21 protein-coding genes are annotated in these 23964 nt (G+C 51.8%); 3 read left to right on the top strand and 18 right to left on the bottom strand.

All coding sequences use genetic code 11. The annotated features are described in order from the left end of the window. Positions 1 to 21 precede the first annotated feature (21 nt). The 6 genes from CHH67_RS20600 to CHH67_RS20575 all read right to left on the bottom strand — a co-directional run bounded on the left by CHH67_RS20600 (position 22) and on the right by CHH67_RS20575 (position 5353). Positions 22 to 867 (bottom strand): PP2C family protein-serine/threonine phosphatase, encoded by an 846-nt coding sequence (locus CHH67_RS20600; RefSeq protein WP_095267273.1) that lies wholly within the window; start codon positions 865 to 867, stop codon positions 22 to 24. Between the two features lie 48 nt (positions 868 to 915). Continuing rightward, positions 916 to 1434 (bottom strand): FHA domain-containing protein, encoded by a 519-nt coding sequence (locus tag CHH67_RS20595; RefSeq protein ID WP_095267257.1) that lies wholly within the window; start codon positions 1432 to 1434, stop codon positions 916 to 918. A 37-nt stretch (positions 1435 to 1471) separates the two neighbouring features. After that, positions 1472 to 2044, bottom strand: a complete 573-nt coding sequence (locus CHH67_RS20590; protein WP_244908274.1) for an FHA domain-containing protein — start codon at positions 2042 to 2044, stop codon at positions 1472 to 1474. Between the two features lie 34 nt (positions 2045 to 2078). After that, positions 2079 to 2531 (bottom strand): J domain-containing protein, encoded by a 453-nt coding sequence (locus CHH67_RS27105; protein WP_095267256.1) that lies wholly within the window; start codon positions 2529 to 2531, stop codon positions 2079 to 2081. Positions 2532 to 2639: 108 nt separating this feature from the next. Then, a complete protein-coding gene (locus CHH67_RS20580) occupies positions 2640 to 3065 on the bottom strand; it encodes a membrane-associated protease 1 (protein WP_095267255.1) in 426 nt (141 codons plus the stop codon). 119 nt (positions 3066 to 3184) lie between these two features. Continuing rightward, the gene (locus tag CHH67_RS20575; protein ID WP_095267271.1) at positions 3185 to 5353 is read right to left on the bottom strand and encodes a transcriptional regulator; all 2169 of its coding nucleotides are present in this window, start codon (positions 5351 to 5353) and stop codon (positions 3185 to 3187) included. Positions 5354 to 5974: 621 nt separating this feature from the next. On the opposite strand from CHH67_RS20575, the gene CHH67_RS20570 reads away from it, so the two are divergent. Continuing rightward, positions 5975 to 8092 (top strand): vWA domain-containing protein, encoded by a 2118-nt coding sequence (locus tag CHH67_RS20570; RefSeq protein ID WP_244908273.1) that lies wholly within the window; start codon positions 5975 to 5977, stop codon positions 8090 to 8092. Between the two features lie 48 nt (positions 8093 to 8140). Here CHH67_RS20570 and CHH67_RS20565 read toward each other — a convergent pair whose 3' ends face one another. The 11 genes from CHH67_RS20565 to CHH67_RS20515 all read right to left on the bottom strand — a co-directional run bounded on the left by CHH67_RS20565 (position 8141) and on the right by CHH67_RS20515 (position 20188). Beyond that, the gene (locus CHH67_RS20565; RefSeq protein ID WP_230875863.1) at positions 8141 to 9061 is read right to left on the bottom strand and encodes a serine/threonine protein kinase; all 921 of its coding nucleotides are present in this window, start codon (positions 9059 to 9061) and stop codon (positions 8141 to 8143) included. Positions 9062 to 9313: 252 nt separating this feature from the next. Beyond that, a complete protein-coding gene (locus CHH67_RS20560) occupies positions 9314 to 9883 on the bottom strand; it encodes a manganese catalase family protein (protein WP_095267253.1) in 570 nt (189 codons plus the stop codon). A gap of 94 nt (positions 9884 to 9977) precedes the next feature. Beyond that, positions 9978 to 10253, bottom strand: coding sequence for a spore coat protein CotJB (locus CHH67_RS20555; RefSeq protein WP_095267252.1), 276 nt, complete (start codon positions 10251 to 10253; stop codon positions 9978 to 9980). A 6-nt stretch (positions 10254 to 10259) separates the two neighbouring features. After that, positions 10260 to 10481, bottom strand: coding sequence for a spore coat associated protein CotJA (locus CHH67_RS20550; protein ID WP_095267251.1), 222 nt, complete (start codon positions 10479 to 10481; stop codon positions 10260 to 10262). Positions 10482 to 10640: 159 nt separating this feature from the next. Continuing rightward, positions 10641 to 11672 carry a sporulation integral membrane protein YtvI gene (gene ytvI, locus CHH67_RS20545; protein ID WP_095267250.1) on the bottom strand — a complete coding sequence of 344 codons (1032 nt, stop codon included), beginning with the start codon at positions 11670 to 11672 and terminating at the stop codon, positions 10641 to 10643. 40 nt (positions 11673 to 11712) lie between these two features. Next, a complete protein-coding gene (locus tag CHH67_RS20540; protein WP_095267249.1) occupies positions 11713 to 13032 on the bottom strand; it encodes a hemolysin family protein in 1320 nt (439 codons plus the stop codon). 24 nt (positions 13033 to 13056) lie between these two features. Further along, a complete protein-coding gene (yfkAB, locus tag CHH67_RS20535) occupies positions 13057 to 14196 on the bottom strand; it encodes a radical SAM/CxCxxxxC motif protein YfkAB (protein ID WP_095267248.1) in 1140 nt (379 codons plus the stop codon). A gap of 125 nt (positions 14197 to 14321) precedes the next feature. Further along, positions 14322 to 16598 carry an MMPL family transporter gene (locus CHH67_RS20530; RefSeq protein WP_095267247.1) on the bottom strand — a complete coding sequence of 759 codons (2277 nt, stop codon included), beginning with the start codon at positions 16596 to 16598 and terminating at the stop codon, positions 14322 to 14324. A gap of 18 nt (positions 16599 to 16616) precedes the next feature. Beyond that, positions 16617 to 17714, bottom strand: a complete 1098-nt coding sequence (locus CHH67_RS20525) for an HD-GYP domain-containing protein (RefSeq protein ID WP_095267246.1) — start codon at positions 17712 to 17714, stop codon at positions 16617 to 16619. Between the two features lie 114 nt (positions 17715 to 17828). Then, positions 17829 to 18656, bottom strand: coding sequence for an undecaprenyl-diphosphate phosphatase (locus CHH67_RS20520; protein WP_095267245.1), 828 nt, complete (start codon positions 18654 to 18656; stop codon positions 17829 to 17831). A gap of 95 nt (positions 18657 to 18751) precedes the next feature. After that, positions 18752 to 20188, bottom strand: coding sequence for a bifunctional metallophosphatase/5'-nucleotidase (locus CHH67_RS20515; RefSeq protein ID WP_095267244.1), 1437 nt, complete (start codon positions 20186 to 20188; stop codon positions 18752 to 18754). 111 nt (positions 20189 to 20299) lie between these two features. Between CHH67_RS20515 and moaD the strand changes: the two genes are divergently transcribed. Together moaD and CHH67_RS20505 are read left to right on the top strand one after the other, a co-directional pair. After that, a complete protein-coding gene (gene moaD, locus CHH67_RS20510) occupies positions 20300 to 21034 on the top strand; it encodes a molybdopterin converting factor subunit 1 (RefSeq protein ID WP_095267243.1) in 735 nt (244 codons plus the stop codon). A gap of 105 nt (positions 21035 to 21139) precedes the next feature. Next, the gene (locus tag CHH67_RS20505; protein ID WP_095267242.1) at positions 21140 to 22201 is read left to right on the top strand and encodes an HD-GYP domain-containing protein; all 1062 of its coding nucleotides are present in this window, start codon (positions 21140 to 21142) and stop codon (positions 22199 to 22201) included. Positions 22202 to 22553: 352 nt separating this feature from the next. Here the strand turns inward: CHH67_RS20505 and sufB are convergent, their stop codons facing one another. Beyond that, positions 22554 to 23951, bottom strand: a complete 1398-nt coding sequence (gene sufB, locus CHH67_RS20500; RefSeq protein ID WP_095267241.1) for a Fe-S cluster assembly protein SufB — start codon at positions 23949 to 23951, stop codon at positions 22554 to 22556. Positions 23952 to 23964 lie beyond the last annotated feature (13 nt).

Here is a 23964-nt window from a genome sequence, read left to right as displayed (position 1 = left end):
GTAAGCCTGCTGCTTCGGTTGTTACTGCATCTCCTGCAGGATCACCACAGTGGCATTATCCTGATTCCGCAGCCCTTTGGCCCCGATTTTCTCAATCATTGCATCTGCCATATCCTGCGGATGGTCATGCTTCTTTAAGATACTCTCCAGCTCGATCTCGGTCAGCGCTTCATAGATGCCATCACTACACAGCAGTACAAGATCACCTGGATAAAGTCTGTATGGAGCATCTGCAATCTCCATCTGTTCAAAGCCTTCATAACCCAAATAATTGGTCAACTGATGACGGACTGGACTGGCTGCCGCCTCCTGCATGGTCATCTCCCCGGCAAGCACCTTCTCCTCAAGCAGCGTCTCTGCCGTATGCTTGGAATTGACCGCTATGAATTCCCCCTTGCGGAAGATCGTAATCAGGGTGTCTCCAACAGCCCCGTAGTACATGTATCCTTCAGACAGTACAACTGCAGCCAGCGTAGTTCCGCCTCCCTGTCCATTCAGATGCTGCAGAATGAGACGGTTGCTCTTGACCGCTGTCTCGGCAAGATATTCGGCAATCTCATCCTGCCTGTCCAGTTTGCCGAACTCCTGTACGAAGGTGTTGACCGCCATCATGCTGGACATTCGTCCGTTGCGCAGTCCGCTGATCCCGTCCGCAACAACAGACAATGTACCCAAGGACGTCGTAACACTAGCGAAGTAATCATCCTGCTCGTCCCGGGTTCCGATCGTCTGACCGTTGCCGACTCGAACTCGCTCTTCCGGAATATTGATCTTGCGGACCTTCGCCGTCCTCATCAATCTGATGCGGATGATGAACAGCAGGGTAACCAAGCAGACCGCCGTGATGAATACATAATGGGGCTGAATTGCACTTGCTTCGGGCACTTCTCTTCACCTCTACCCAGCCTGAATCGACTAATTGTTGTTATCCCATTCGAAATGCGGTCCGCACAAAGGAATGAATATGAACTTGCTTCGTCCGAGCTGAATCATATCGTAGGCGTTCAGCTCAACCGGTGAATATACCGCCTCATTGTTGTGATATGCAAGACCGGATGCGTCCCCTGGCAGCAGGAAGAAGTTCCGCTTCTTCGGGTCGTACACCACAACCGCGTGATTTCTGCGGGATACGGTGTTATCCCCGAGAATCCGAATCTGCATCTCCTCCGCCCGGCCAATGAAGTTCTTCTCTGCCATAATCCGGTAATCCTGGCCTACCTGCGCACCTTCAATGCATACCAGCCAGCCGGTAACCGGATGTATTCCTGTCGTCTCGCCCAGATACGGCATCGTCTTGTCGTCTTCTGTCTGCTGCTGTACAGCCGGACGGCCTGATGGTGTCTCCGTATGTACCGCTGAGTTGCAATATGGACAGGTATTGCCGTGCTTACGTGTACTGAACATGTGACCGTTCGGACATCTTGTCAAACTCATCGTCTGTTTCCTTCCCCCGTCTTCTTGATATCAGTTCTTATTTGACCAGCAATCTGGTGTTGGCTATGTACAGCAAATCCCCCGAGTTAATCCTGCAGGGCTCACCGCTCTGCAGCTTCATTGCCGTGCTTCTGCTTGCGGCTCTGACACCTGTGCCGCTTGCGGAATCATTGTCCTCAATGAACCATTCCTGATTCACTCGATTTAGGACCGCGTGCACACTGCTGATCAAGGAAGCGTATTCGCTATCAGCCAGGTCAATCTCGACCTCCTGCATCGGATTACTCTTCCCGATCAGAAGTGATGTCTGTCCCATGATGTACCATTCCTTCACCGGTTCACCGTCTTCATCGATCTGGACCAGCTTGACAATATCGCGCGGCTCTGCGGGTTTTCTGAATCCGGCATTTGCCTGCACTCTTGTCGAAGAACCGCCATTGCCCCCCAATGCCAGATGCACCAGCGCGCATATGACCACACTTCCAGCGGCCGCTATCTGCCAGTGGACATCCTCGGATAACAGAAGCACATACGCTACGGCGGTAATCATAATGACCCAGATGGACAGATCCACGGCGAACAGCCATGCAACTTTAACCGGTTTTCCCACGCCCAGCTCCCCTTTGCGTTAATGTTTCTGGCGCCTATTTCCGGATACCGAAGAAATTGCTGAACAGATTGTCGGCATCAAGAGGGCCTTCGGGCTTCTTGCCCGGCTTCTTCTGTGCTTTCTTGCCCGTTCTCGGAGCGTAACCGAAGAATCGCTCGAACTCGGCTGCCACACTTGCCGCATCCGGCGGCGTATAAGCTCCGGTTCCGGTCGCGTGCGCCTGTCGATCCGCTTGCGGGCCACCCTTCTGTGCAGCCTGACTGCCCGTTCTCTGCTCTTGCTTCAGCCTGTCATCGTATGCCTGCCGCGAGGCTTCGCTACGCAACGTGTCATAGGCTTCATGGATCAGCTTGAACTTGTGCGCGGCATTCTCACTTCCTTGGTTCACATCTGGATGATAACGTTTAGCGAGCTTGCGGTATGCCTGTTTAATCTCCTCTGCCGAAGCATCGCGGCTGACATCGAGCAGCTTGTAATAATCGGTCATTGCCCTCTTCCTTTCGGTTCGATTCCCGGATGAGATAAGGATATGAAGAGGCATGAATGCCTCTTCATATCCTTCGTGTTACAGACCTGACGTAGAACCCGAAGTGGGTTAAACAGCGTACCCGCCGTCGATCTTCGCAAGCTCGGTCTTATCCTTCTTCTGCTTGACGAACAAGGTGAATGAACCGACGCCTTCGGTATCGCCGAAGCTCTCGGTATAATCGACAACGAATGCATTAGGGAAGTGAATCTTGCGAACGACCTGGTCTGCCGCAATGACCTCAAGTGTTAGCTTCCGGTAGCAGTCCGCCTTCTCTGCCGGAACGAGCGACCAGAGCGCCAGCTTCATCGTGTCGTCTGCACTGTCGCCATCTGTAGCTGTAATGATCTTGCCCTTGATGAGCAGTGTGGAACCGACATCCGTGGAGCGGGCATTGGAATCGTTAGGAGTATCCGTGTCGTATACAACCGTTTGGATGTTGTCCATCCCGAGTTCAATCGTTTCTTGTCCTTCTACCAGCAATCTGAATCCCATGTGTGTTGCCTCCTTGAAATAAAATGTAATAGCCTCCGGGGAGCTTTCGCCGCCCCGGAATTTATGTATAAAGGCGAATCTGTGAGATAACGCCCTTAACACCTTCTTGAATAATTCCATTACGCCTTAACCGGGCTGGTGCCCTTCGTAATCATGACTTCCAGGTTCTTCACATTGCCGTTAAAGACCAGATCGATATGGCACATATTGCTCTTCTCATCAATCACATAGCTCATATCGTCTCCGTCTTGAATAATGGAGTTGACATAGCCGCGGCTTCCGAGCCATTTGCTCTTCTGGCTGCTCGGATTGTTGCTGAAGAAGCGCACGATATTCTCATGCTTGAAGTCTCCGGTCTGGTAACGCAGAATGCGCTCGATATACGTACTGACCAGCGTTTTGTAGATGGAATCGAACCCGTCTTCCGACAGCGCCATGCTCCGGGCTTTGTATACCGTAATCCGGCGGATATCCTTCTCCTGCAGCTGGGCGTTCTCTGAGGAGAACACGAACCCGAAGTTCTTGCTGTTGATGGAATCCTTGATCTTGTTCGTGAAGCCTGTAATCTCCTTCGCCATCGTGGTCACCGTACGCAGACTGTTATCACCAGCTTCAATATCGAAGCGAACGCCCGGATAATCCTTGTTCACAGTCTTGAACGCCTCACGAAGGTACTCTGGACACTGATAGGCAGCTACCAGACCGGCCGCCACATAAGCTGCTCCGACATACACACCCTCGATCCACAGCTTCAGAATATCTTCCTTCTCCTTGGACAATTCGACGCCGTGCTCGGTCTGCAGCATTTTGCTGTCGATAATGACGCCCGATTTCTCCTTCGGAATGATCGTAAAGTTCGGCACACATGGAACAGCGAATTCACTGTATTCCCTCCGTACCAGCGGTGTACATTTGTCGATATATTTCTCGATGCCAGAGGTAGCCATGCTGTTGAAGGTCGTGTCTTCTCCTGATTCGAAGTTGAAGAACACCTGGATCTTGTAATCCTTGACCACCTGCAGCAGCATCGAGAGCGACTCCATCGAGTATCCTTCCTGCTTCACAATCTTCTCGTTGCCTTTGAAGCGCTGACGGGATACTCGAACATTGCCGGCTGTCTCCAGCTCGACTGAAGGTACGATGCCGAACCAGATCGTATCTGTGAAATCATTCTTCGAGTTTACCGTGTTCAGGAAGGTTTCCAGGCGAGGAATGTTGCTGCTCTTCACGAGCATGTCCAGCTTGGCATTAGCCACCAGCATCGTCGGCAGCATGCCTTTGTTCTTGGTCGCATACTGGTCGAAGAACATTTTGACCCCGAGAATTTTCTCCACCAGAGGCTTAACCGTTTTGACAAAATCATCCTTCGCGTTCTTGTAGAACTCCAGATAGGTGTTATAATTCTGAACCTCCTGCTCCACATTCACCTCAGTCTGAACCGCTGGCAGTGGCACGAAAGTGCGGACGACTAAGTCTCTCACATAACCCGAAGGGCTCTCACTGATCGAGTCGTAGTCCTCCTCGAAGACGGTCGTGAGTCCGGTCGAACTGTTCTCATCCAGCAGCATTAATTCCTTGGTTTCGCTCTTGGGAGCTTCGATAATCTTGAGTTCGCCGCTCTCACCAATGGTGAGCATGCCGATCTGAACAGCCTCTCCTTCGTTCTCCTCCTTGGTTCCCCCAAGAAGAAGACGGGTCTTGATATCCTCGATCGCCAGCGGCAGCATCGCCATTACATTGTTGTAGTTCTGGCTTGCCTCTTCGAACATCGCATTCAGCTTGTCGCCCATGTCCAGCTTCTTCGGATCATCATCGTCCAGCTTCTCATACTGGCTGTACATGTAATGAATCTCCTTGCGCACCTGACGAATATCGTCCATCACCTTCTTCGGTGAGATCATATCGAGCAGATTCTCGAACTTAAAATCCACATTCGTAATGCCCTGGCTCCGTTTTGTGTCGATCAGGGTGAAGAGCATCTTCAGAAAGTCGTTATGCTGGTTCACCTTGATCTCGGAGATCATGTCATCCGGTATGCCTTCAGGCTTCTTGAGCGTGTACATCACCCGCTGGTTGGCCGCGTTGAAAAAGGAATAGACCGTAGGTGAGAATTTGTCCAGGAACTCATCGAAGCTGCGCACCAGGAGGTGCTCGTTAATCTCCTTGATCTTCTCATCACTCAGGCTGTCAATTCCTTTGACATCGCCAACGATTGTGACCAGATCAAGCTTCTCGGGATTGATCTCCTCGAAAAGCATCGTACGGTTGGTTTGATTGATAATCTCCATTGCGGTCGGCAAGCAATTCGCGCACTTTGTCTGTCGCTTGCAAGCAAACGACGAACAGTTTATCCGCTTGCCTCCTCCTCCCTCTGGGTTTTGTATTGGATCGGCGGTAAGCCCCGGCTCATCATCTGCCCGGTACTTCATCCGTTTCCTACTTCCTGTTGTAAATTGGCTAAAGCATTAACTGCAGAGACGCACGGATCTCCTTTCTTTTACTTTAAATTCCAATTTCATTCATATCCTGACCCTGAGCAGTTCGAGTTTCTGCAGCAATATGTGAGTGATCATACTGTAAGGCTTTAAATTATGTCAATTTGTGGGGTTTTTCGCGAAAATCACACATTTCAGGTGTAATTACGAAATACAAAATGTACATAAACGAAATTAATGCGAAGAGAAATATGCATAATTATGATTCTTCTGATTCAATTCCATTATTTTCTATTTAATTGGAGAGGGGTGCGGTCGATACAAATGTATTGAGTTAAAAATTAGGGGATATCTGGAAGTATAGGATCTAATTTAAAGTTGTTCGAAATTATCCCTACCCCATTTATTTGCAGATATTTCAAGGCCTCATTGAGATTAACGACAAGCTAAAATCTACAAAAACGGAGGAAAATCATGAATCAATCAGCAGGCACTAAGACCATACTCCTTATGACTTTTTTCCTGTTTTTCTATTCCACGCACAATTTTTGGTTACCGCTATCCGCACAGGCGTACGCAGATGGGAAGAAGCCCGGCTATGACGCGGTGTTTGTGCTGGATACGAGCTATTCCATGACGGACTCGGATCCGGAAGGCATTGCGGCAGAGGTCATCAATATGTTCATGGACATGAGCGAGGCGAGCCAGACCCGAGTCGGGTTCGCAGCCTACTCCCATCGGATTGTGGCCTTAAGGCCCCTGACCTCTGTCTCCGTCTCCTCTCATAAGCAGCAAATTCAACAGGAGATCCGGCAGCTTAGACCTTCTGGCTATACGGATATCGGCCTAGGGCTCAAACAAGGGGCTAAGCTGTTGTCCGATGGAACTCAGGAGGACAGACAGCCATTCCTGATCCTGCTCTCTGACGGAGAGACGGACCTTGGCCCTTCCTCTGCGGGCCGCACCAAGACCGACTCCGAGGATGATGTCGCCGAGGTTATTCAGCTGGCTCAGGAAGAGGGATTCCCGATCCATACGATTGGGCTGAATCATGACGGAACGGTTAACCGGGAGCAGCTTGAACATATTGCGGCCGAGACGGGAGGCAGCTCGTACATTACGAGCAGCGCCGATGATCTTCCTGAAATCTTCAATCGGATATTCGCCAATCAGATCCGCTCCAAGCTGATGCCCTCCGCAGCGATTACCGCTACCGGAGAATTGCAGGAAGCAGTGGTGAACATACCGGATTCCACTATGGAGGAAGCCAATCTGATTTTGCTGTCCGAGCATAAGCTCAAGGAAGCTCAGATCTATTATGACTCGCAGAATATTCGAAGATATGAATCTAATAAATACACCATTCTGAAGATCGGCCAGCCTGATGCCGGCGAAGTTAAACTGAAACTAAAGGGAAGGCCGGGAGACCTGATCAAGATCAGTCTGCTTGGGAGCTATGCGATTGATCTTCAGTCAACCTTGACGCCGGGTGCTGCCAACGCTGAGGGGGGAAGCTCGTCTGACAGCAACGGCAATTCAACAAGCGAGGTGCTGAAAGGGCAGAAGAATCTGTTCGAAGCGAGGCTTATCGGACAGGAAGGCGAACCGGTGAAGGACGAGGCGCTGTACAAGCCGCTCACAGCGGAGCTTGTCATCAATCCTGAGGAACCGGATAGAACAGAGCGTATCGGAATGACTTATACAGATGGGGTGTTCCGGGCTGAATACAGCTTCCCTGAGACTGGTATCTACGATTGGAAAATCCTGCTTGATGGACCAGGGTTCTACCGAATTGGCAGTATTCACTCTGTTCAGGCCACGAACATTGCACCTGTCGCCGCAGGTGACTGGAATCTGTCCGCCGTTCGGGAGGATGGGGACATTACGCTGAATCTGAACGAGTATTTTCAGGATATGAACGGAGATCCGCTTGTCTATACCCTGTCTGATCAACAGGAGAGCTTTCCGTTAGCCGCTACGCAGATCACAGAAGACGGGCAGCTGATTCTACACGCACCTAAGACGGGAAAGGGCGAGCTGATTGTTACGGCTACAGATCCATCCGGTGAATTCGCAAGTTCAGCACTGCTAGTAACGATAAGCTCCAAATACACCGTACTGAAGTGGACAGCTGCCGGGGGCGCTTGCGCATTAGCTGCTGCAGCTCTGCTGTATCTGCTGCTGCGTCCGAAGCCTCAGTTCACCGGCAGACTGGAGGGCCTGTTCTTGGCCACTGCCAGCGGAGAAGACATTCCGGTCAAATCATGGCCGCTGACTTCATTTGGAGGAGGCACTGTAACCCTCGCGGAGCTGTTCCGTACCCTTCAAGTGCAGGAGTCGCTCCCGGAAGCAGCCAGAATCGTGTTCAGTGCAGGCAAACAGGGTAAGCTCTATGTCAAGCATAGTACACGATGCGCGGTTCAAATCGGCAAAATGCCTGTTCCAGCGGGCAAGAAGGCTGCCCTCGACTTCAACGAGAAGTTATATGTCACCTTCGAGGACGGTATAACCGAGATCGAGCTGCGGTATAAGGCTATTAAACCCAATACCAATATCTATACCGACCACCTGACTGTGAAAATATCCTCGTAATCGGCATTATCTGCTTCTGATAACAAAAGGAAGCTTTGGCGGATAGCGCTAACGCGCCGAACTTCGCCGAAGCTTCCTTTTGTTCATTAAATACTCCGTCCGCAGTGCCGCTTTGAGCCACCCGAGCGATATTCTGCGCTGTTGGGGACGGAGAGCCAAGCCACGACGAATCGCGGTTGATAGCAGCGCTGAAACCCCGTGACCCACGGGTTCAAAACGCAGACGGTCTTCAAACAGCCTTTGTCTTACATCCGGTGGCGTCTCGCCGGTACAGCAGCGGTACATCACCGCTGCCAGACTGTATATATCCGACGCGGGTCCCTGCTGTGACTTCTTCGAATAGAATTCCAAGGGGGAATAACCGGATGTGGTAAAGATCGGGTACTCCTCCTGTGTATACTGTACAGCAGATCCGAAGTCAATCAGCTTCACTTCCCCCTGGGAGCTAATCATCATGTTGGAGGGCTTGATATCCCTATGGATGATGCCGTGTGCATGAAGATATGCCAGCGCATTCATGACCGGCAGAAGCGTATCATACATCAGCTGCAGATCTGCTTCCCGCTGTTCCAGAATTTGCGCCAGCGTGGTTCCTTCGCAGAACTCCATGACGAGATAGGCCGTGCCTCGCTCCTCGAAATGGTCAAGGTATCGAACGATCCCCGGATGATCCAGCCCCTTCAGAATGAAGGCTTCCTGCAGGAACTGCTCCCTGAATTCATCGAGCTTGTGCGCAAGCGTCCGCTGACGGCAGACAACTGTTTTTCGGTCTTGTCCTCGTGCAGCCAGGGAAGTCGGGAATAGCTCCTTCACGATCACTTTCTCCCGGGTGTCGATCTTACGTGCCAAATATACGGCAGAGAGCGCACTGCTGGACAGAACCGTTCGGATCTGATAGGTGTTATGTAATTTGGTGCCTCTGGGTAGAGTTTCTTCCCTACTCCTGTATGTTCGATATTCGCTGATCAACCGTCTATCCTCCTGCATGGGAATTTAGCTGCTTAGCTGCATGGCTGTTCTTCATGAAGAGGTTGTCTTTACAATATATCGGTTCACCATTTCTTCAAGTTTAGTGGTTTAGAAAATACACTCCCTTCCGTTTACGCAAAACGGGAACAGGGCGCCTCAAAGGTCATTAACCTGACCAAATAGGCAGCCCTGCTTGTGCTCGGCACAGGACCCTTCAAGGAGAGATAACCGCTATGCCATTCATCCATATGATTAGAATATTTTCTTATGCTCCCGATCCTCTTTAATGATCTCCACCGCTTCCCGGAAGCGGATCGAGTGAATGATTTCACGCTCGCGTAAAAATTTCAAACTATCCTGCAGGTCCACATCATCGGTCATGTCGATCAGCCATTGATATGTAGCCCGCGCCTTCTCTTCCGCGGCAATGTCCTCATACAGATCGGCGATCGGATCGCCCTTGGCCTGAATATAGGCTGCCGTCCACGGCACACCTGAAGCGTTCTCGTAGAACAATGCGTTGTCATGGTTCGCATAATGGGCGCCAAGGCCGGCTGCTTCCAGCTCCTCGACACTTGCATCCTTCGTAAGCTTGAACACCATGGCGGCAATCATCTCAAGATGGGCAAATTCCTCGGTGCCGATATCATTGAGGAGACCGATCACCTTGTCAGGAATCGTATATCTCTGATTCAGATAACGGAGAGCGGCTGCCAGCTCCCCATCCGCACCGCCATATTGCTCGATCAGAAACTTTGCCATTCGGGGATCACACTTGCTAACTCGCACCGGATATTGCAGTTTTTTCTCATAGACCCACATCGGATTGTACCGCCTCCTTTATAAATTCCCCGCTTCCTTGCCTGTTCGGGGGCCGCCAGGGCTGCTCCGGCTCGGCCGGGGGCCCGAACTGTGCTCACACTTGCCATGGCCAAGGGCCTTGTGACCATTCAAACGGATATTTCGAATAGGCGCGGCCAAAGTTTTGCAGCGGGCCGTACATTTCCTGAAACTGCTTGGCAAGAATCGTCCGCTCCTGCGTGACCTTGTTAAACTGTTCAATGCTTTTCAAGTCATCCGGATGGGTATCGAGATAGAGATTCAGTTCCACCAGTACAAAATCGAGGGCCTGCAGCTGCTCCAGCAGCTCATAGTATTGGCGGTCGCCCACCTTAGGCGCTGCATCCGTCATGGACGATCACTCCCCTTTGAATTTTCTGGACGTGTACGGACTGTATAAGGACGGCCATAGTGTCCCGTGCTTCAAGGCTTCCGCGGGGCTGAACTGCGGCAAACCAGCGGGCTGGAACACCACATACTGGTTTACGGGCACAACATACGTTTTATAATGCTTCGGAGGGCAGGGATCGAACGGTGAGTGAAACAACGGGTACGCCCGCTCCTCTGGATTCTGCTTCAAGAGAGATTCCTCCTTTATCGGTTTATCATTCGTTTGGGAACCTGATCCTTTCGACTCTTCGTAATTAACATATGTCGTTCGCCCAGAAAATGAACTGGAAATTGACAAAAAAAACCTCTTCTCCGGCGTTTCGCCGGGAAGAGGCTTGGCACTTTCGTCCTAAAATTTGATTTTGATCTGGAACAGGCCCGCCTTACGCATGGCGGAATAAATAATGATAACCACCGGTCCGACAAAAAATCCGATCACCCCGATCAGCTTGAAGCCGACATACATGCTGATCAGTGCAGGAAGGGCCCCGATGCCCACCGCATCGCCGATCACTTTCGGCTCCAGCACGCGTCGTATAATTGTGATCACAATAAACAGCATAATCAATCCGACCCCGGTAAACACATCGCCCGCAAACAGCAGATAGATCGCCCACGGCACCAGTACCGAACCTACGCCCAGAATCGGGAGTATATCAACGACCGTCACAAGCAGCGCAATGGCCATCGGATAGTTGACGCCGAGAATGAGGAGTCCAAGCAGTGTCACGACATAGGTGAACATGCTCAGAATCAGCTGGGCACGGAGAAAGCCAAAGATCGACTTTTTCAGGCTGCCCAGCACTTCGGTTACCTGCGACTGCGATGATTCGTCAAACAGGGACAAGACGCTTTCCTGCATCGTATTCATACTGAATCCGAACAGGTACACCGCTACAAAAAATACGATCGAGCTGACAAACAGATTCGGCAGCGTCTTGGCAAACGAGAGCACAGCCGAGGATACGGAATTGACAATGGACTGAATGTAGGAAGAGATATTCGACATAAACTCGGTCAGGCTGTCCGCCAGTCCGGGAGAAATGCCGTTTAGCACGTCCTGCGCCTGCAGAATGGTTTCCTGCAAAATTTCATTCGCGCCTTCAAAATAAATCGGCGCACGGCTCCAGTACTCGACAAGCTGGCTGAACACCTGCAGGCCGATCACATAGACCAGGAGCAGCAATAGCAGCAGGAAAAGGGTGCTGGTGATCGTCACCGCACCGATCCGGTTGATCTTCATGTTCCGGATCATGAGCCGATTCAAAGGCTCCAGCGATATGGCAATGACAATCGCCAGCAGAAACGGGGCTCCTACCGTAAACATCATGTATAACAAAAAGAGACCCAGGCCGATAAAAATCAGCTGTTTAATGGACATAGCGCTACTCCCCACCTCATCGTGTGTTCCGGTTCATATCCTACTCCAAGCTTTCTTGCGGCTTACGGTGAATCATGACGCGGATTACCCTAAGGTCTGTAGCTTCCTCAACCTCAAAAGTCGTTCCGTTATAGGTGAGCTGTCTTCCGATAACCGGCTTGCCTTCAAGCTCTCTGAACAGCCATCCTCCGATGGAGTCCACGGTCTCTTCCTCGATGACCACACCGGTCAAATCGTTCACTTCTTCAATCAGCATCCGGCCGTTGACAGAATAATAGTCGTCATAGATTTCGATCTCTGGCCGTTCGTCTTCAAACTCATCATGAAGATCCCCGACAATCTCCTCAACGATCTTCTCGACGGTCAGAATGCCTGCGGTTCCTCCGTATTCGTCCACCACAAGGGCCATCTGTTCATGCCGGTCCTGCATCAATCGAAGCACCTGGCTGATCTCCATCGTCCCCGGCACGTCCAGAATCGGCCTGACAATCGAGGCCAGATCCCCTTGCTTCTCTGGCGAAGCAAGCAGGAAATCAGTGATGTGCACAAATCCGATAATCCGGTCCTTATTGTCCGTAGCAACGGGATAACGGGAATGCTTCGTCTTGCTGATGATGCGTAGATTCTCCTCCACGGAATCATTCGTGAACAGACAGTCTACATCCGTCCGGGGAAGCATAATCTCCCTTGCGCGCAGATCGGCAAAATCAAACAGGTTGTCCATCAGCTTCATTTCGTTCTGATCAATCACCCCGCTCTTCGCGCTCTCGCTCATCAAGATTCGGATTTCTTCCTCGGAATGCGCACCCTCGGCTTCCGATACCGGCCTTACGCGCAGCAATCGGAGCACCCCGTTGGCCGATACGTTGAGCAGCCAGATGACCGGAAGAAACAAACGATAGAACCATAGGAGCGGAGCCGACAGCAGAAGGGCTGTTCGCTCCGTTCTCTGAATGGCCAGCGACTTGGGAGCAAGCTCTCCTAACACAATATGCAGAAAGGTAATGATACAGAAGCCGACCACAACGGAAATCGTTGTAATGAGCCGCCCGTCAGTGTAACCCATGCTGTGCATGAGCGGTGCGATCAGCAGTCGGGAAATCGCCGGCTCCCCGATCCAGCCAAGCCCGAGCGAGGTGAGCGTAATCCCGAGCTGCGTTGCCGACAAATAGGCATCCAGCTTGCGGTTCACTTTAAGAGCGAAGCCCGCCAGCAGGTTGCCCTCGCTCACAAGCTGGGTCAATCGGGATTGACGCATCTTGACCAGCGAAAACTCAGCAGCTACAAATACGCCATTCAACAGGACAAGCATAAATACCAAGAATAAATTCAAAATCAGTTTCCCGACCTCAAATTCCATGGTGGTACGCCTTCTTTCCGGATTCTAGTTCGTCATCGCTGTCCTCGATTTAAAGTTTACGCCCTGATAATACATATCCGCTACCAGCAGATTAGGTCCGCAGCAATTCGCCGCATTGCAATGACAGTTGACCGTCTGGTTCAGCGGATGGCCGGTTAACCACGAGGCAAAGATGTCATCCAGCCTCTGTTCTTTAATATTACCAAATGGAGGAATGTCTGCAAAATCCGTCACATATACGTCCCCGGAGAACAGATTCACATTGACCCGGTTGCGGCCGTCAGGATCGTTACGGACGGTCACATTGGGCTCTTTCCACAAGCGGCGGATCAGATCCAGGTCGCTGTCATCCGAGCTGCAGGCAAAGAACGGGAGCGTGCCGAACAGCATCCATATGTCCGGATTGCGGGCATCCAGCAAACGATGGATCGCCGCTTTCATATCAGCCAGCGGCAGCACCGGCAGCGTGGATGCAAAGTTCGAAGCATACATCGGATGCACCTCATGGCGCTTGCAGCCCATTTGGTCGATGAGGCGGTGGATGCCATCCAGCTTCGTATGGGTGCGGTAATTGATCATGGATTCGGCGGAAATAAACATCCCGGCCGCACTCAGTTGTTCCGCATTGCGGATCATCGTCTCATACAGACGGTAGGCTGCCTCTTTCGGAACGGGGTGCAGGCTGTTCTTGAAGCCCACTTCATAGAAATCGTCCCCGTTTAAATAGTTGAATGATATATGCATCACATCAAGATAGGGCAGCATCTTCTCGTATCTTCCCAGATCGAGCGTCAGATTGGAGTTGATCTGGGTCCGGATCCCACGCTCCCGGGCATATTTAAGCAGGGGCACGATGACGTTGTCCACCGTTTTTCCCAGAAACGCCGGTTCCCCGCCGGTCAGACTGATCGTCTGCAAATGCTCCACTTCATCCAGCCGCTTCAGCATCATATCCAGCGGAAGCATCGGCGCCTCCTTCATGACGAGCATATCGCCCACCGCACAATGCTCGCAGCGCATATTGCACAGATGGGTCACCGTCATCTCCACGCTTGTCAGCACATGTCTGCCATGCTCGCGCAGTGAAGTGATCGGATCCCAGGGATCGTAGCTCGGAGAGAGCGGGATGAGGCTGGGCTGTACAGGACGTGCCGTATAACTCATGTATTTTCACCTTATTTCTTTGAATTACCGATTTCAATCAGCACAAATGATATTTGCGCCTACGGTTTGATCATATCCATCGTATGATTATAACATACCCGGTTGAAGCCGTACTGCCACTTCGATCACGTTTTTCGATCCAGATCCCGGCTGTCTTGGTCCGGCATCGATGGGCCGAGCGATGACTTCGCTCGCTTCCGGGAAGCAAACATCCATCCGGGGCTCCACCAGTTGGCCCGGCCCAACAGCTTCATAAAGGCCGGAACGAGCAAAATCCGAATCAAAGTAGCGTCGAGCAGGACAGCGGCCGTCAAGCCGAGTCCGATCGCTTTCATGACCTCGTTGTCTGTGAACAGGAAGGCGCCGACGACCACGGACAGAATGAGCGCTGCTCCCGTAATCAACCCGCCGGTGTTCTCCAGGCCTTCAATCGTGCTCCGGTCATTGTCCCCGGTCCGCTCATAGCTTTCCATGATCCGCGACAGCAGCATCACCTCATAATCCATCGAGATCCCGAATACCACGCAGAAGATAAGAATCGGCAGCAGCGCAAACAGCGATCCGGTATACGTTACCCCCAGCCACTCAGCGCCAACGCCCTCCTGAAATACCCAGGCGACCACGCCCAGGCCTGCGCCCAGACTAAGCACGTTCATCAGGCTCGCTTTGAGCGGAAGGAGAATGGACCGGAAAGCAACACACAATATGATATAGGTAGCCAGAAACACGAATACCAGCACGGCTAGCGAATCACGGCTGATCGTTTGTATGATATCGTATTTATAAGCGGGATTACCGGTAACGTAGGTGGACAAGCCGTCCATCTCGATCCCCCGAAGGGCTTCAACCAGCTCTGTCGTTGACGGGTGCAGCTCTCCGTGCTCCGGAACGACCGCCACAATGGCCATATTGCCGCGCACCACCCGGTACTGCTCCAGCTGCTCCCGGATATCCGCCTGCGCAAGGAGACGCATGACTTCATCCATCGACCCGCGCCCGATGCTGAGATAGCTTTCGACACGTCTTGCGTCAGGGAGCTGTCTCACTTCATCCATATAGGTCTTCAGCAGCTCGATGCTGCTGGGATCATCATAGGGTGCGGGCAGCTCGACAGCAATCATAATCGGACCGAGCTCGCGGCTGTTATAGGCCTGCATCAGCAGCTCTTGCCCGTAACGGGATTCATAAGCCGGTGGCAGCACCTCGGCATCGGGAATCGTCAAGCTCAAATTTTTCAATGGCAGCATGGCCCCCAGCAGCACCAGGATGACGGCAATCGATACACTTACAGGACGCGCCATCACAAAGCCGGCGATTGTATTCCACAGGCCGGACGAAGCGCCCGCTCCGCGCTTGCGTGCAGGCAGGACGGGCAGCGCATGGATTCGCCTGCCCAGCATGCCGAGCAGCCCCAGCAGAAGCGTATTCGCAGCCAGCACCGACACCAGCACAACGGTAATGCCTCCGATGCTGAAGGAACGAAAGATCGGCAGGTCGATAAAACCCATGGCCACAAATCCGATCAGCACGGCCGTTCCGGAAAATATGACCGCTTTTCCCGCAGTGGCACAGACGATCCCGACGGCGTGAGCCGGGTCAGCGCCGCGGTCGATCTCTTCCCGGAACCGGCTGACGACCAGCAGCGCATAATCAATGCCGACAGCAAGCCCGAGCATGGTGACAACATTCGGCAGGAAATTGCTGATGGTGCCATCCACCAGGGCCGGGAAATAAAGGGCGCCCATCGTCACAATCACGCTCGTCACGCCGACGATGAGCGGCAAGAGTGCAGCGGTCACATTCCGGAACACCAGCAGCAGGATGATAAGCGCTGCCGGGATGCCGATCAGTTCGGCGCGGATAATATCACTCTTGATCGCCTCGTTCATATCCGCAAACACCGCGGTGCTGCCTGTCACATAGACATCGGCGCCCGGAATGTCCGGAATCGCACTGCGGATCGTCTCGTACTGGGCAAGCGCCTCCGATGCTTCCATATCCAAATATACTTTCGCTGAAACGATATGATTCTCTCCGGCATCATGCGTCGCCAAATTCCAGTACATGGATCTGACATAGGAGCTGGACGCAAACGGCGCAAGCTCGTCCATCAGCCGCCGCTGGGCCGTCCCTGTCGTCAAATTGTCGCCATTGTTGCTGACAATGACGATATCGAGAATGGCCGAGGATAGGTCCAGGCCCTCCTCAAGCTTCGTAATGGCGATCTGGGAAGGGGAACTTTCGGAGGTAAAACCGTTGTGCTGCAGCAATGCAGGCAGCTTGAACGCGAGCGGAAGCAGCGCCAGAAACAGAATCAGCCATACCGCAGCAATGGCTCGGCGAAAGCGGAATACCATTCGCCCCCATATGTAGAGCTTTGAGTCACGGCCATTATGCTTCACGGTCTAACCTCCTTGCAGTTATATCGATTGCGTCTGGTTGTCTCCAATACCGGCGATCATCTTCGTCAGACTTTCCGACAAGTCCAGCTCATATGGCGGAGTCACCGGCTGTCCTTCAGAATCCGTCAAAATTCGCACCACAGGCCGATGAGGAACATGAGGATGAATCCGGGATACCACCCCGGTCTCCCCTGTGTGAAGCCTCACCGTCAGGCCGACAGGATAGATCGCCACCCTGTCCCGAAACAAGGCAAGAAACGGCTGCTCGTAGAGCGTGCCTGAACCGGTATACATGACCTCCACCGCTTCATGTGGAAGCATCGCCGGCTTATATACCCGCCTGGATACCATGGCATCATAGGAATCGACGATGCCGATCCACTTGGCATAATCATGGATATCGTCACCCTTCAGCCCCCGCGGGTACCCGCTGCCATCCAGCCGCTCATGATGCTGCAGGGCGCAATGGGCCGACAGGAGAGGAATGTTCGGTTCATCCTTCAATATTTTAAAGCCGATCTCGGTATGCCGCTGGATCTCGCGGAACTCTTCCTTGCTTAAAGCGCCGGGGCGGTTAAGCAGCTCAGGCGGCGTTCTCGTCTTGCCGATGTCATGCAGCAGCGCCCCCAGCCCCAGCACCTTCAATTCATCCTTGCTGTAACCATACGAGATGCCGAGCACCATCGTATATAGGCACACATTCAAGGAGTGGCGGTACAAATTGTAATCATTCGTATGCATGTCGGTCAGCAGCACCATCGATTCTTGATGGCTTGCGATTTCATCCATAATCGAATCCATCAGTCCGCCAAAGGTTTTTCCCAAATGAAGAAAGCTCCCTTTCAAATGGCTCTGACTCTCCAGATTTCTGAAGCTGGACTGGATCGAGCGGATCGCTTTGAGCCGCGTCTCTTCCGAGACCAGCTCAGGGATGACGATATCCTCCGTCAGCTTGTCCTTGATGTATACGTATCCGAGGTCCATCCCTTGCAGGCGGCGAATCATTCCCTCCGACAGCTTTACACCCTCCGCAAGCAGCACCAAACCGTCACTGTTGTATATATTTCTCGCAAGAATCATTCCCGGGCTCAGTAATTTAACAGGTATAAGACGCAAACCGTCACTTCCTCTGCAGTCATTCAATGAATGGGAGCCTAAACCATTTATCCAAATGGAAGAAGCATTCCGTAAGGTAAAACTCATCCTGCTGCCTGTGAAGGAGAACAGGATTTAATGCATAATAAAGAGCCAGAACAGTGCGGCAAGAACAAATCGGTAAATCGCAAAATGAGTTAACCGGATCCTTTGAATCAGTCTCATAAAGACAAGCACTACGAAATAGGCCACAACAAAAGAAACGATAAACCCGACCGCAAACACGCCCAGCACATCGGAACTTAAATACCTGTATGAATCCAAAAGCTCATATCCTGATGCCGCGCACATGATCGGAATGGCGATCAGGAACGAAAAGTCCGCGGATGCCCGGTAGCTGACCCCGCTCAGCATCCCTCCGGCAATCGTGGAACCGGAACGGGAGAACCCGGGCCAAAACACCGATATAATCTGATAAAGACCGATCATCAAGGCCTGCTTGTAGCTGAGATCATCCAGCTCATGCGCCGTGATCTGCGCTTTATGTTTATTGTACCATTCGGAAAATATCATAAAAATGCCTCCGGCCACAAGCGCATATAATACGGTCTGGACGTGAAACAGGCTTTTGATGAAATCTCTCGCAAAAAATGCTACAACAAGCGCGGGTGCAATGCCGAGAAAGACATGCAACAGATCCAGTCTTTTCTTCTTCGGCGAGCGCTTGGACAGCGGCTCAACCCGCGTCCAGCCGAGCAGATCCAGAATCCGGCGCCAATAGACGAGCGCAATGGCAAGAATGGCCCCTAGCTGTATCACGACCTCGAACGTTTTCATGACCGGTGTCTGATCGTCATATCCGAGCAGCTTCGTTGTCAATATCATGTGTCCTGTCGAGGACACCGGAATAAACTCCGTTAATCCCTCTACGATCCCTAGAATGATGGAGGTTATAAAATCCATATCGATCCCCTTCCTTCACCTTTGTCCTCCTATATGTATGCTTGGACAATGGAAGTTAGTCTTGGGATCGGATAGGCTCATCCGCCCCTTCAGGATCAATCAAGCCAGCGCGGAATCATCGTTTGCTCCAGTGCGCCGGGACGGGACAGCTCATCGCGCAGCAGGTCCCTGATGAACTCCGGCAGCATGTATACCGTATCCTGGCCATGAGAAAGCGTCTCATAGCCGACCTTAAACGTGAACATATCCAGAGTGCCTACCGTGTATTCCCTGCTCCGGTCGAGCGGCTCGCCCTGGACGGTGATTTTCGAGATTTTGCGATAAGGCTCGGCGCTGGCATCATACCGGATCTCCATGCCGTCAACGGCCAATGCACCCAAAATGTAGCCGCGGAATCCGAATCCGAAAATCTTCTTCCCGCTGAATTCCTCCAGCAAGCTCTCCTCCAGCGCCTGCACGAGATCGGAGCCTGACAATTTAATGATGCACGGGTTAATGGGAGACGGGCACAGCGCATGCAGCATGCCCGTGCTGATCTCCCCTCCGGGCAAGGGACCGAGCAATTGACCGGAATTGACAACCGACAGCTGAGCCCCCGTATGGCGGCGTACCGCCTGAGCCAGCAGGTTCGCAAACGGAGATTCCCGCTCATAATGGATCGGAAGATCACGGGCTGTGACAGCGATCGTCTCGGACAGCGTCTCCTCAGCCCGCTGGCGATGGCGGATAATGGCATGTTCGACCTCCGGCTCCAGCAGCTCGTGGGTCACCGACAGCAGACGGCCTTCCTTACAGCCAAACGGTTCAGAGCGTGTCTTCCGCTCGAGGACAATTTTTCCGACATAGGCTCCGAATTTTCCAGCGGCGCAGACGGCCGTACGCTCGATGATCAGCGGCTCTTCCAGCACATGATGGGTATGACCGCCGAGAATTACATCGATGCCGTCCACATTCTCCGCAAGGCGCTTATCTATGGTTAATCCCAAATGAGATAATACGATAATGAGATCTGTCTTGTCCCTCAGCTCCCTGACCTGTTCAGCGATGGCCTGCTCTGGCTCCAAGGCATCCCAGCCAAGCAGCTGGTAAAAGCCGGAGAAAGCGGCGGTGGCGCCAATGATGCCGATCGTTATTCCGCCTTTCTCAAGGAGAATATAAGGTTTCATCCAAGGTGGAGGGGTCCCTGTCCCCGTTTCGAGAATATTGCAGCATACAACAGGGCATTGAAGCCCGGCATAAATGGTGCCAAGCGTTTCCGGAGGAATGGTCAGACCTTCGTTGTTGCCGATGGTGATGGCATCGTATCCCGTCAGGTTAAGCACATCCACATTGGCCTGCCCCATCGTGCCCTCCGTTTCCGCAGCTGCACGATCCATATGATCGCCAACATCGAGGACGAGAACATGCTCCTGTCCGGCTGCCTCTTTTTCCCGGGAAATGATCGCCGCCACACTGCTCATCGTTTCAAAGTGACTGTGGATATCGTTCGTATGCAGAATCGTAAGCTTCTGTCTGCCGCTTTCCGCTTGCAAGATGACGGCCCCCTCTCTATCGTCGTTCAGCGTTTTTTCGTCCTTTTAGCATAACATTTTAACGGAGATTATGGTATATTGAGCCCATAAGAAATCAGAGGTGAAACAACAATGACAACTCCCTTGCATGTATTCCTATTCGCAGGACTGGCCGATCGCATCGGCTCCTCCTCGATCACTATGAACATCCCGCAATTGCCCGTGTCCGCCGGTGAGCTGAAGCAGCTGCTGAGCGAGGCATATCCTGACGCCGCCTCCCTGATTGCCGCCTCTTTTGTCGCTGTCAATCAAGAATATGCCCCGGCGGACCTTCTGATCCATGAAGGGGATGAAGTTGCGCTGATTCCGCCGGTATCCGGCGGGGATGGCCTTGGAGATCGAGCTGGTGCAAGCACGATGGCGACTGAGGATGGCATGTGCTTGATTACCAGCGAAAGTCTCTCCGTAGAAGACACACTTTCCAAGGTGCTGCATCCCGACCATGGCGCTTCCTTGTCTTTTGTAGGCACGACTCGAGAATTAACAGGAGAGAGAAGAACGGTGACGCTGGAATATGACGCCTATATTCCGATGGCTCTTAAGGAACTCGACAAAATACGTCAAAATATTGCAATGAAGTGGCCGCCAAGCTTATGTGCCATTTCGCACCGGATCGGAACGGTTGGCATCGGCGAAATCAGCGTAGTTATCGCGGTTTCTTCGCCACATCGGGCCGATTGCTATGAGGCCAGCCGCTACGCTATTGAGGAACTGAAACGCACGGTTCCGATATGGAAACGTGAGATCTGGGACGACGGTTCGGAGTGGAAAGGTGCGCAGACAGGGACTTGGGACCCATCAAATTAGATAATTGGTTACGTTTTACGTTGAAAATCCATCTTTTACTTGCTAATATGAGTTTAATTACATTGATTTAACAATTAATTTAATGAGGTAAGAGGTGCTGTCATTTTGAAAGTTCATGTCTCGGATCTGATACCAGGCGATCAAATAGAGCAGGATGCTTTCAACAGTCATGGTGTACATATTCTACGAAAAGGAACCGCCCTTCGTACACAAGATATAGCGAAGCTGCTACAGCATAATATCGATTTCATTGAAATTGCACCGCGGGAGGAACAATCCAGCATCGCTTATGAAGCTCCATCAGAGTCTCAGGATCTGGTCGACAAGGTGACATCTCAATATGAATTGGCATTCGAGGGATGCGAAGCATTGTTCTCAGAGGCTCTGCAGACTGGCAGCTTTGATGAAGTCGTGGCTGAGGAATCCTTCCGGCCTCTGGCTCATACCATTAGCAAGCATAAAGATGCCGTCTCTCTTCTGCTGATGTTTAATAGCGATGATGATTATACCTACAGACATTCCATCCAGGTTGGCATGCTCTCCTATTATATTGCCACCTGGCTCGGCTACTCCGAAGAGGAAGCCTATGACATCGGCAAGGCCGGTTATCTTCACGATATCGGCAAATGCAAAATTCCGAAAGAAATTTTGGAGAAGCCCGGCAAGCTGACAAAGGAAGAATTCGAAACGGTGAAGCTTCATACGGTCTACGGCTATGAGTTGATCAGAGAATCGACCGATAACGAAGCCATTGCGCTCGCTGCGCTCCAGCATCATGAGCGTATGGACGGCTCAGGGTATCCCCAGCGCCTGTACGAAGATGAGATCCACCCTTACTCGCAAATTTGTGCCGTTGCCGACGTGTACAGCGCTATGACCACCACACGGGTCTATCAGTCAAGACAGTCCATGCTTACCGCGCTGCGTGAATTACACCGCCTAAGCTTCGGAAAGCTTAGTGCCAAGCCGACTCATGCGTTTATTGAGCAGATGCTGCCGAATTTCATTGGCAAAAAGGTGCTGCTCACAACAGGCGAACAGGGAACGATTGTGATGAATAATCCGTCCAACTATTTCCGCCCGCTGGTTCAGGTTGGATCGCGATTCATTGATTTATCCAGGGAGTCCGAAGACGAAACCGCTATCAGGGACATTTTGCAAATTTAAGGTTAGGCTGATCTGCGGTGACTTCATTTCGTGCTGGCTATTATCCGTTTCTTATATCATCCGGCCCCCAGGCTAAAGCATCCCGTACATGCATGATGTGACGGGATGCTTTTTTATATCGTATAAGCCACTCATCCGGAGTCATCATCCCCTTTCATCCCCCACGTATCCCTCATAGGAAATCTACGGCACGCGAGGACCAGCTATGTATGTATAATGCAGTGCTTACTTAGTTACACTTTAGGAAAATATCGCAGAAACTGTATCCGCACAGGTGGTGGAATAAAAAAAGAAGGCGAACTGTGAAGTTCGCCTTCTTCTATCATTTAACATCGGTTGGCACCAGCAGAACTTAACCGATGGAGCCTTCCATCTCGAACTTGATGAGACGGTTCATCTCAACCGCATATTCCATCGGCAGTTCTTTCGTGAACGGCTCGATGAAGCCCATAACGATCATTTGCGTCGCTTCTGCTTCGCTCAGACCACGGCTCATGAGATAGAACAATTGATCCTCCGACACCTTGGATACGGTGGCCTCATGCTCAAGCGTAATGTTGTCATTCTTGATCTCGTTGTACGGAATGGTATCCGAGGTCGACTCGTTATCCAGAATCAACGTGTCACACTTGATGTTCGCTTTCGCGCCTTCCGCATTGCGTCCGAAGGAAGCAAGTCCGCGATAGGTTACTTTACCGCCATGCTTACTGATCGATTTCGATACGATCGTAGACGTTGTGTCCGGAGCCAGGTGAATCATTTTCGCCCCTGCATCCTGATGCTGGCCTTTGCCCGCAACAGCGATGGACAGTACGCTTCCTTTCGCCCCGCGGCCCTTCAGTACTACCGCAGGATATTTCATCGTCAGCTTCGAACCGATGTTGCCATCGACCCATTCCATCGTTGCATTCTCCTCAGCAACTGCGCGCTTGGTTACCAGGTTGTAGATGTTTGGCGCCCAGTTCTGAATGGTAGTGTAACGAACGCGGGCATTTTTCTTACAGATAATCTCAACGACCGCGCTGTGAAGCGAGTTCGTGCTGTAGATTGGAGCGGTACAGCCCTCTACATAGTGCACAAAGCTGTCTTCGTCAGCGATGATCAGGGTACGCTCGAATTGTCCCATGTTCTCGGAGTTAATGCGGAAATACGCCTGAAGCGGAATTTCACATTTCACACCTTTAGGAACATAGATGAAGCTGCCGCCGGACCATACTGCACTGTTCAGTGCCGCAAACTTGTTGTCTGCTGGCGGTACCACAGTTGCGAAGTACTCTCTGAAGATTTCAGGATGCTCTTTCAGCGCGGTGTCGGTATCCATGAAGATAACGCCCTGATCCTCAAGATCCTTCTGCATGTTGTGGTAAACAACCTCGGATTCATACTGCGCGGATACACCCGCCAGGAACTTCTGCTCGGCTTCAGGAATCCCCAGTTTATCAAAGGTTTCCTTAATTTCGGCAGGCACTTCCTCCCAAGTCTTTCCTTGCTTCTCAGAAGGTCTTACATAATACTGGATGTCATTGAAGTCCAGCTCGTCGAGATCGCCGCCCCAACGCGGAACCGCCATTTTCTCAAACTGTTCAAGCGACTTCAGACGGAAGTCCAGCATCCATTCAGGTTCTCCCTTAATGCGAGAAATTTCAGTGACAACTTCCCGTGTCAAGCCTTTGCCGGTCTGGAACACAGCCTTATGCTCGTCACGGAAACCATATTTATACTCTTCCAATTCAGGTGCTTTTTTAGCCACTAATCTTACCTCC

The organism is Paenibacillus campinasensis, from assembly GCF_002272015.1.
GTDB lineage: Bacteria > Bacillota > Bacilli > Paenibacillales > Paenibacillaceae > Paenibacillus_AQ > Paenibacillus_AQ campinasensis.
This window is presented reverse-complemented; position numbering and strand designations above follow the sequence as displayed.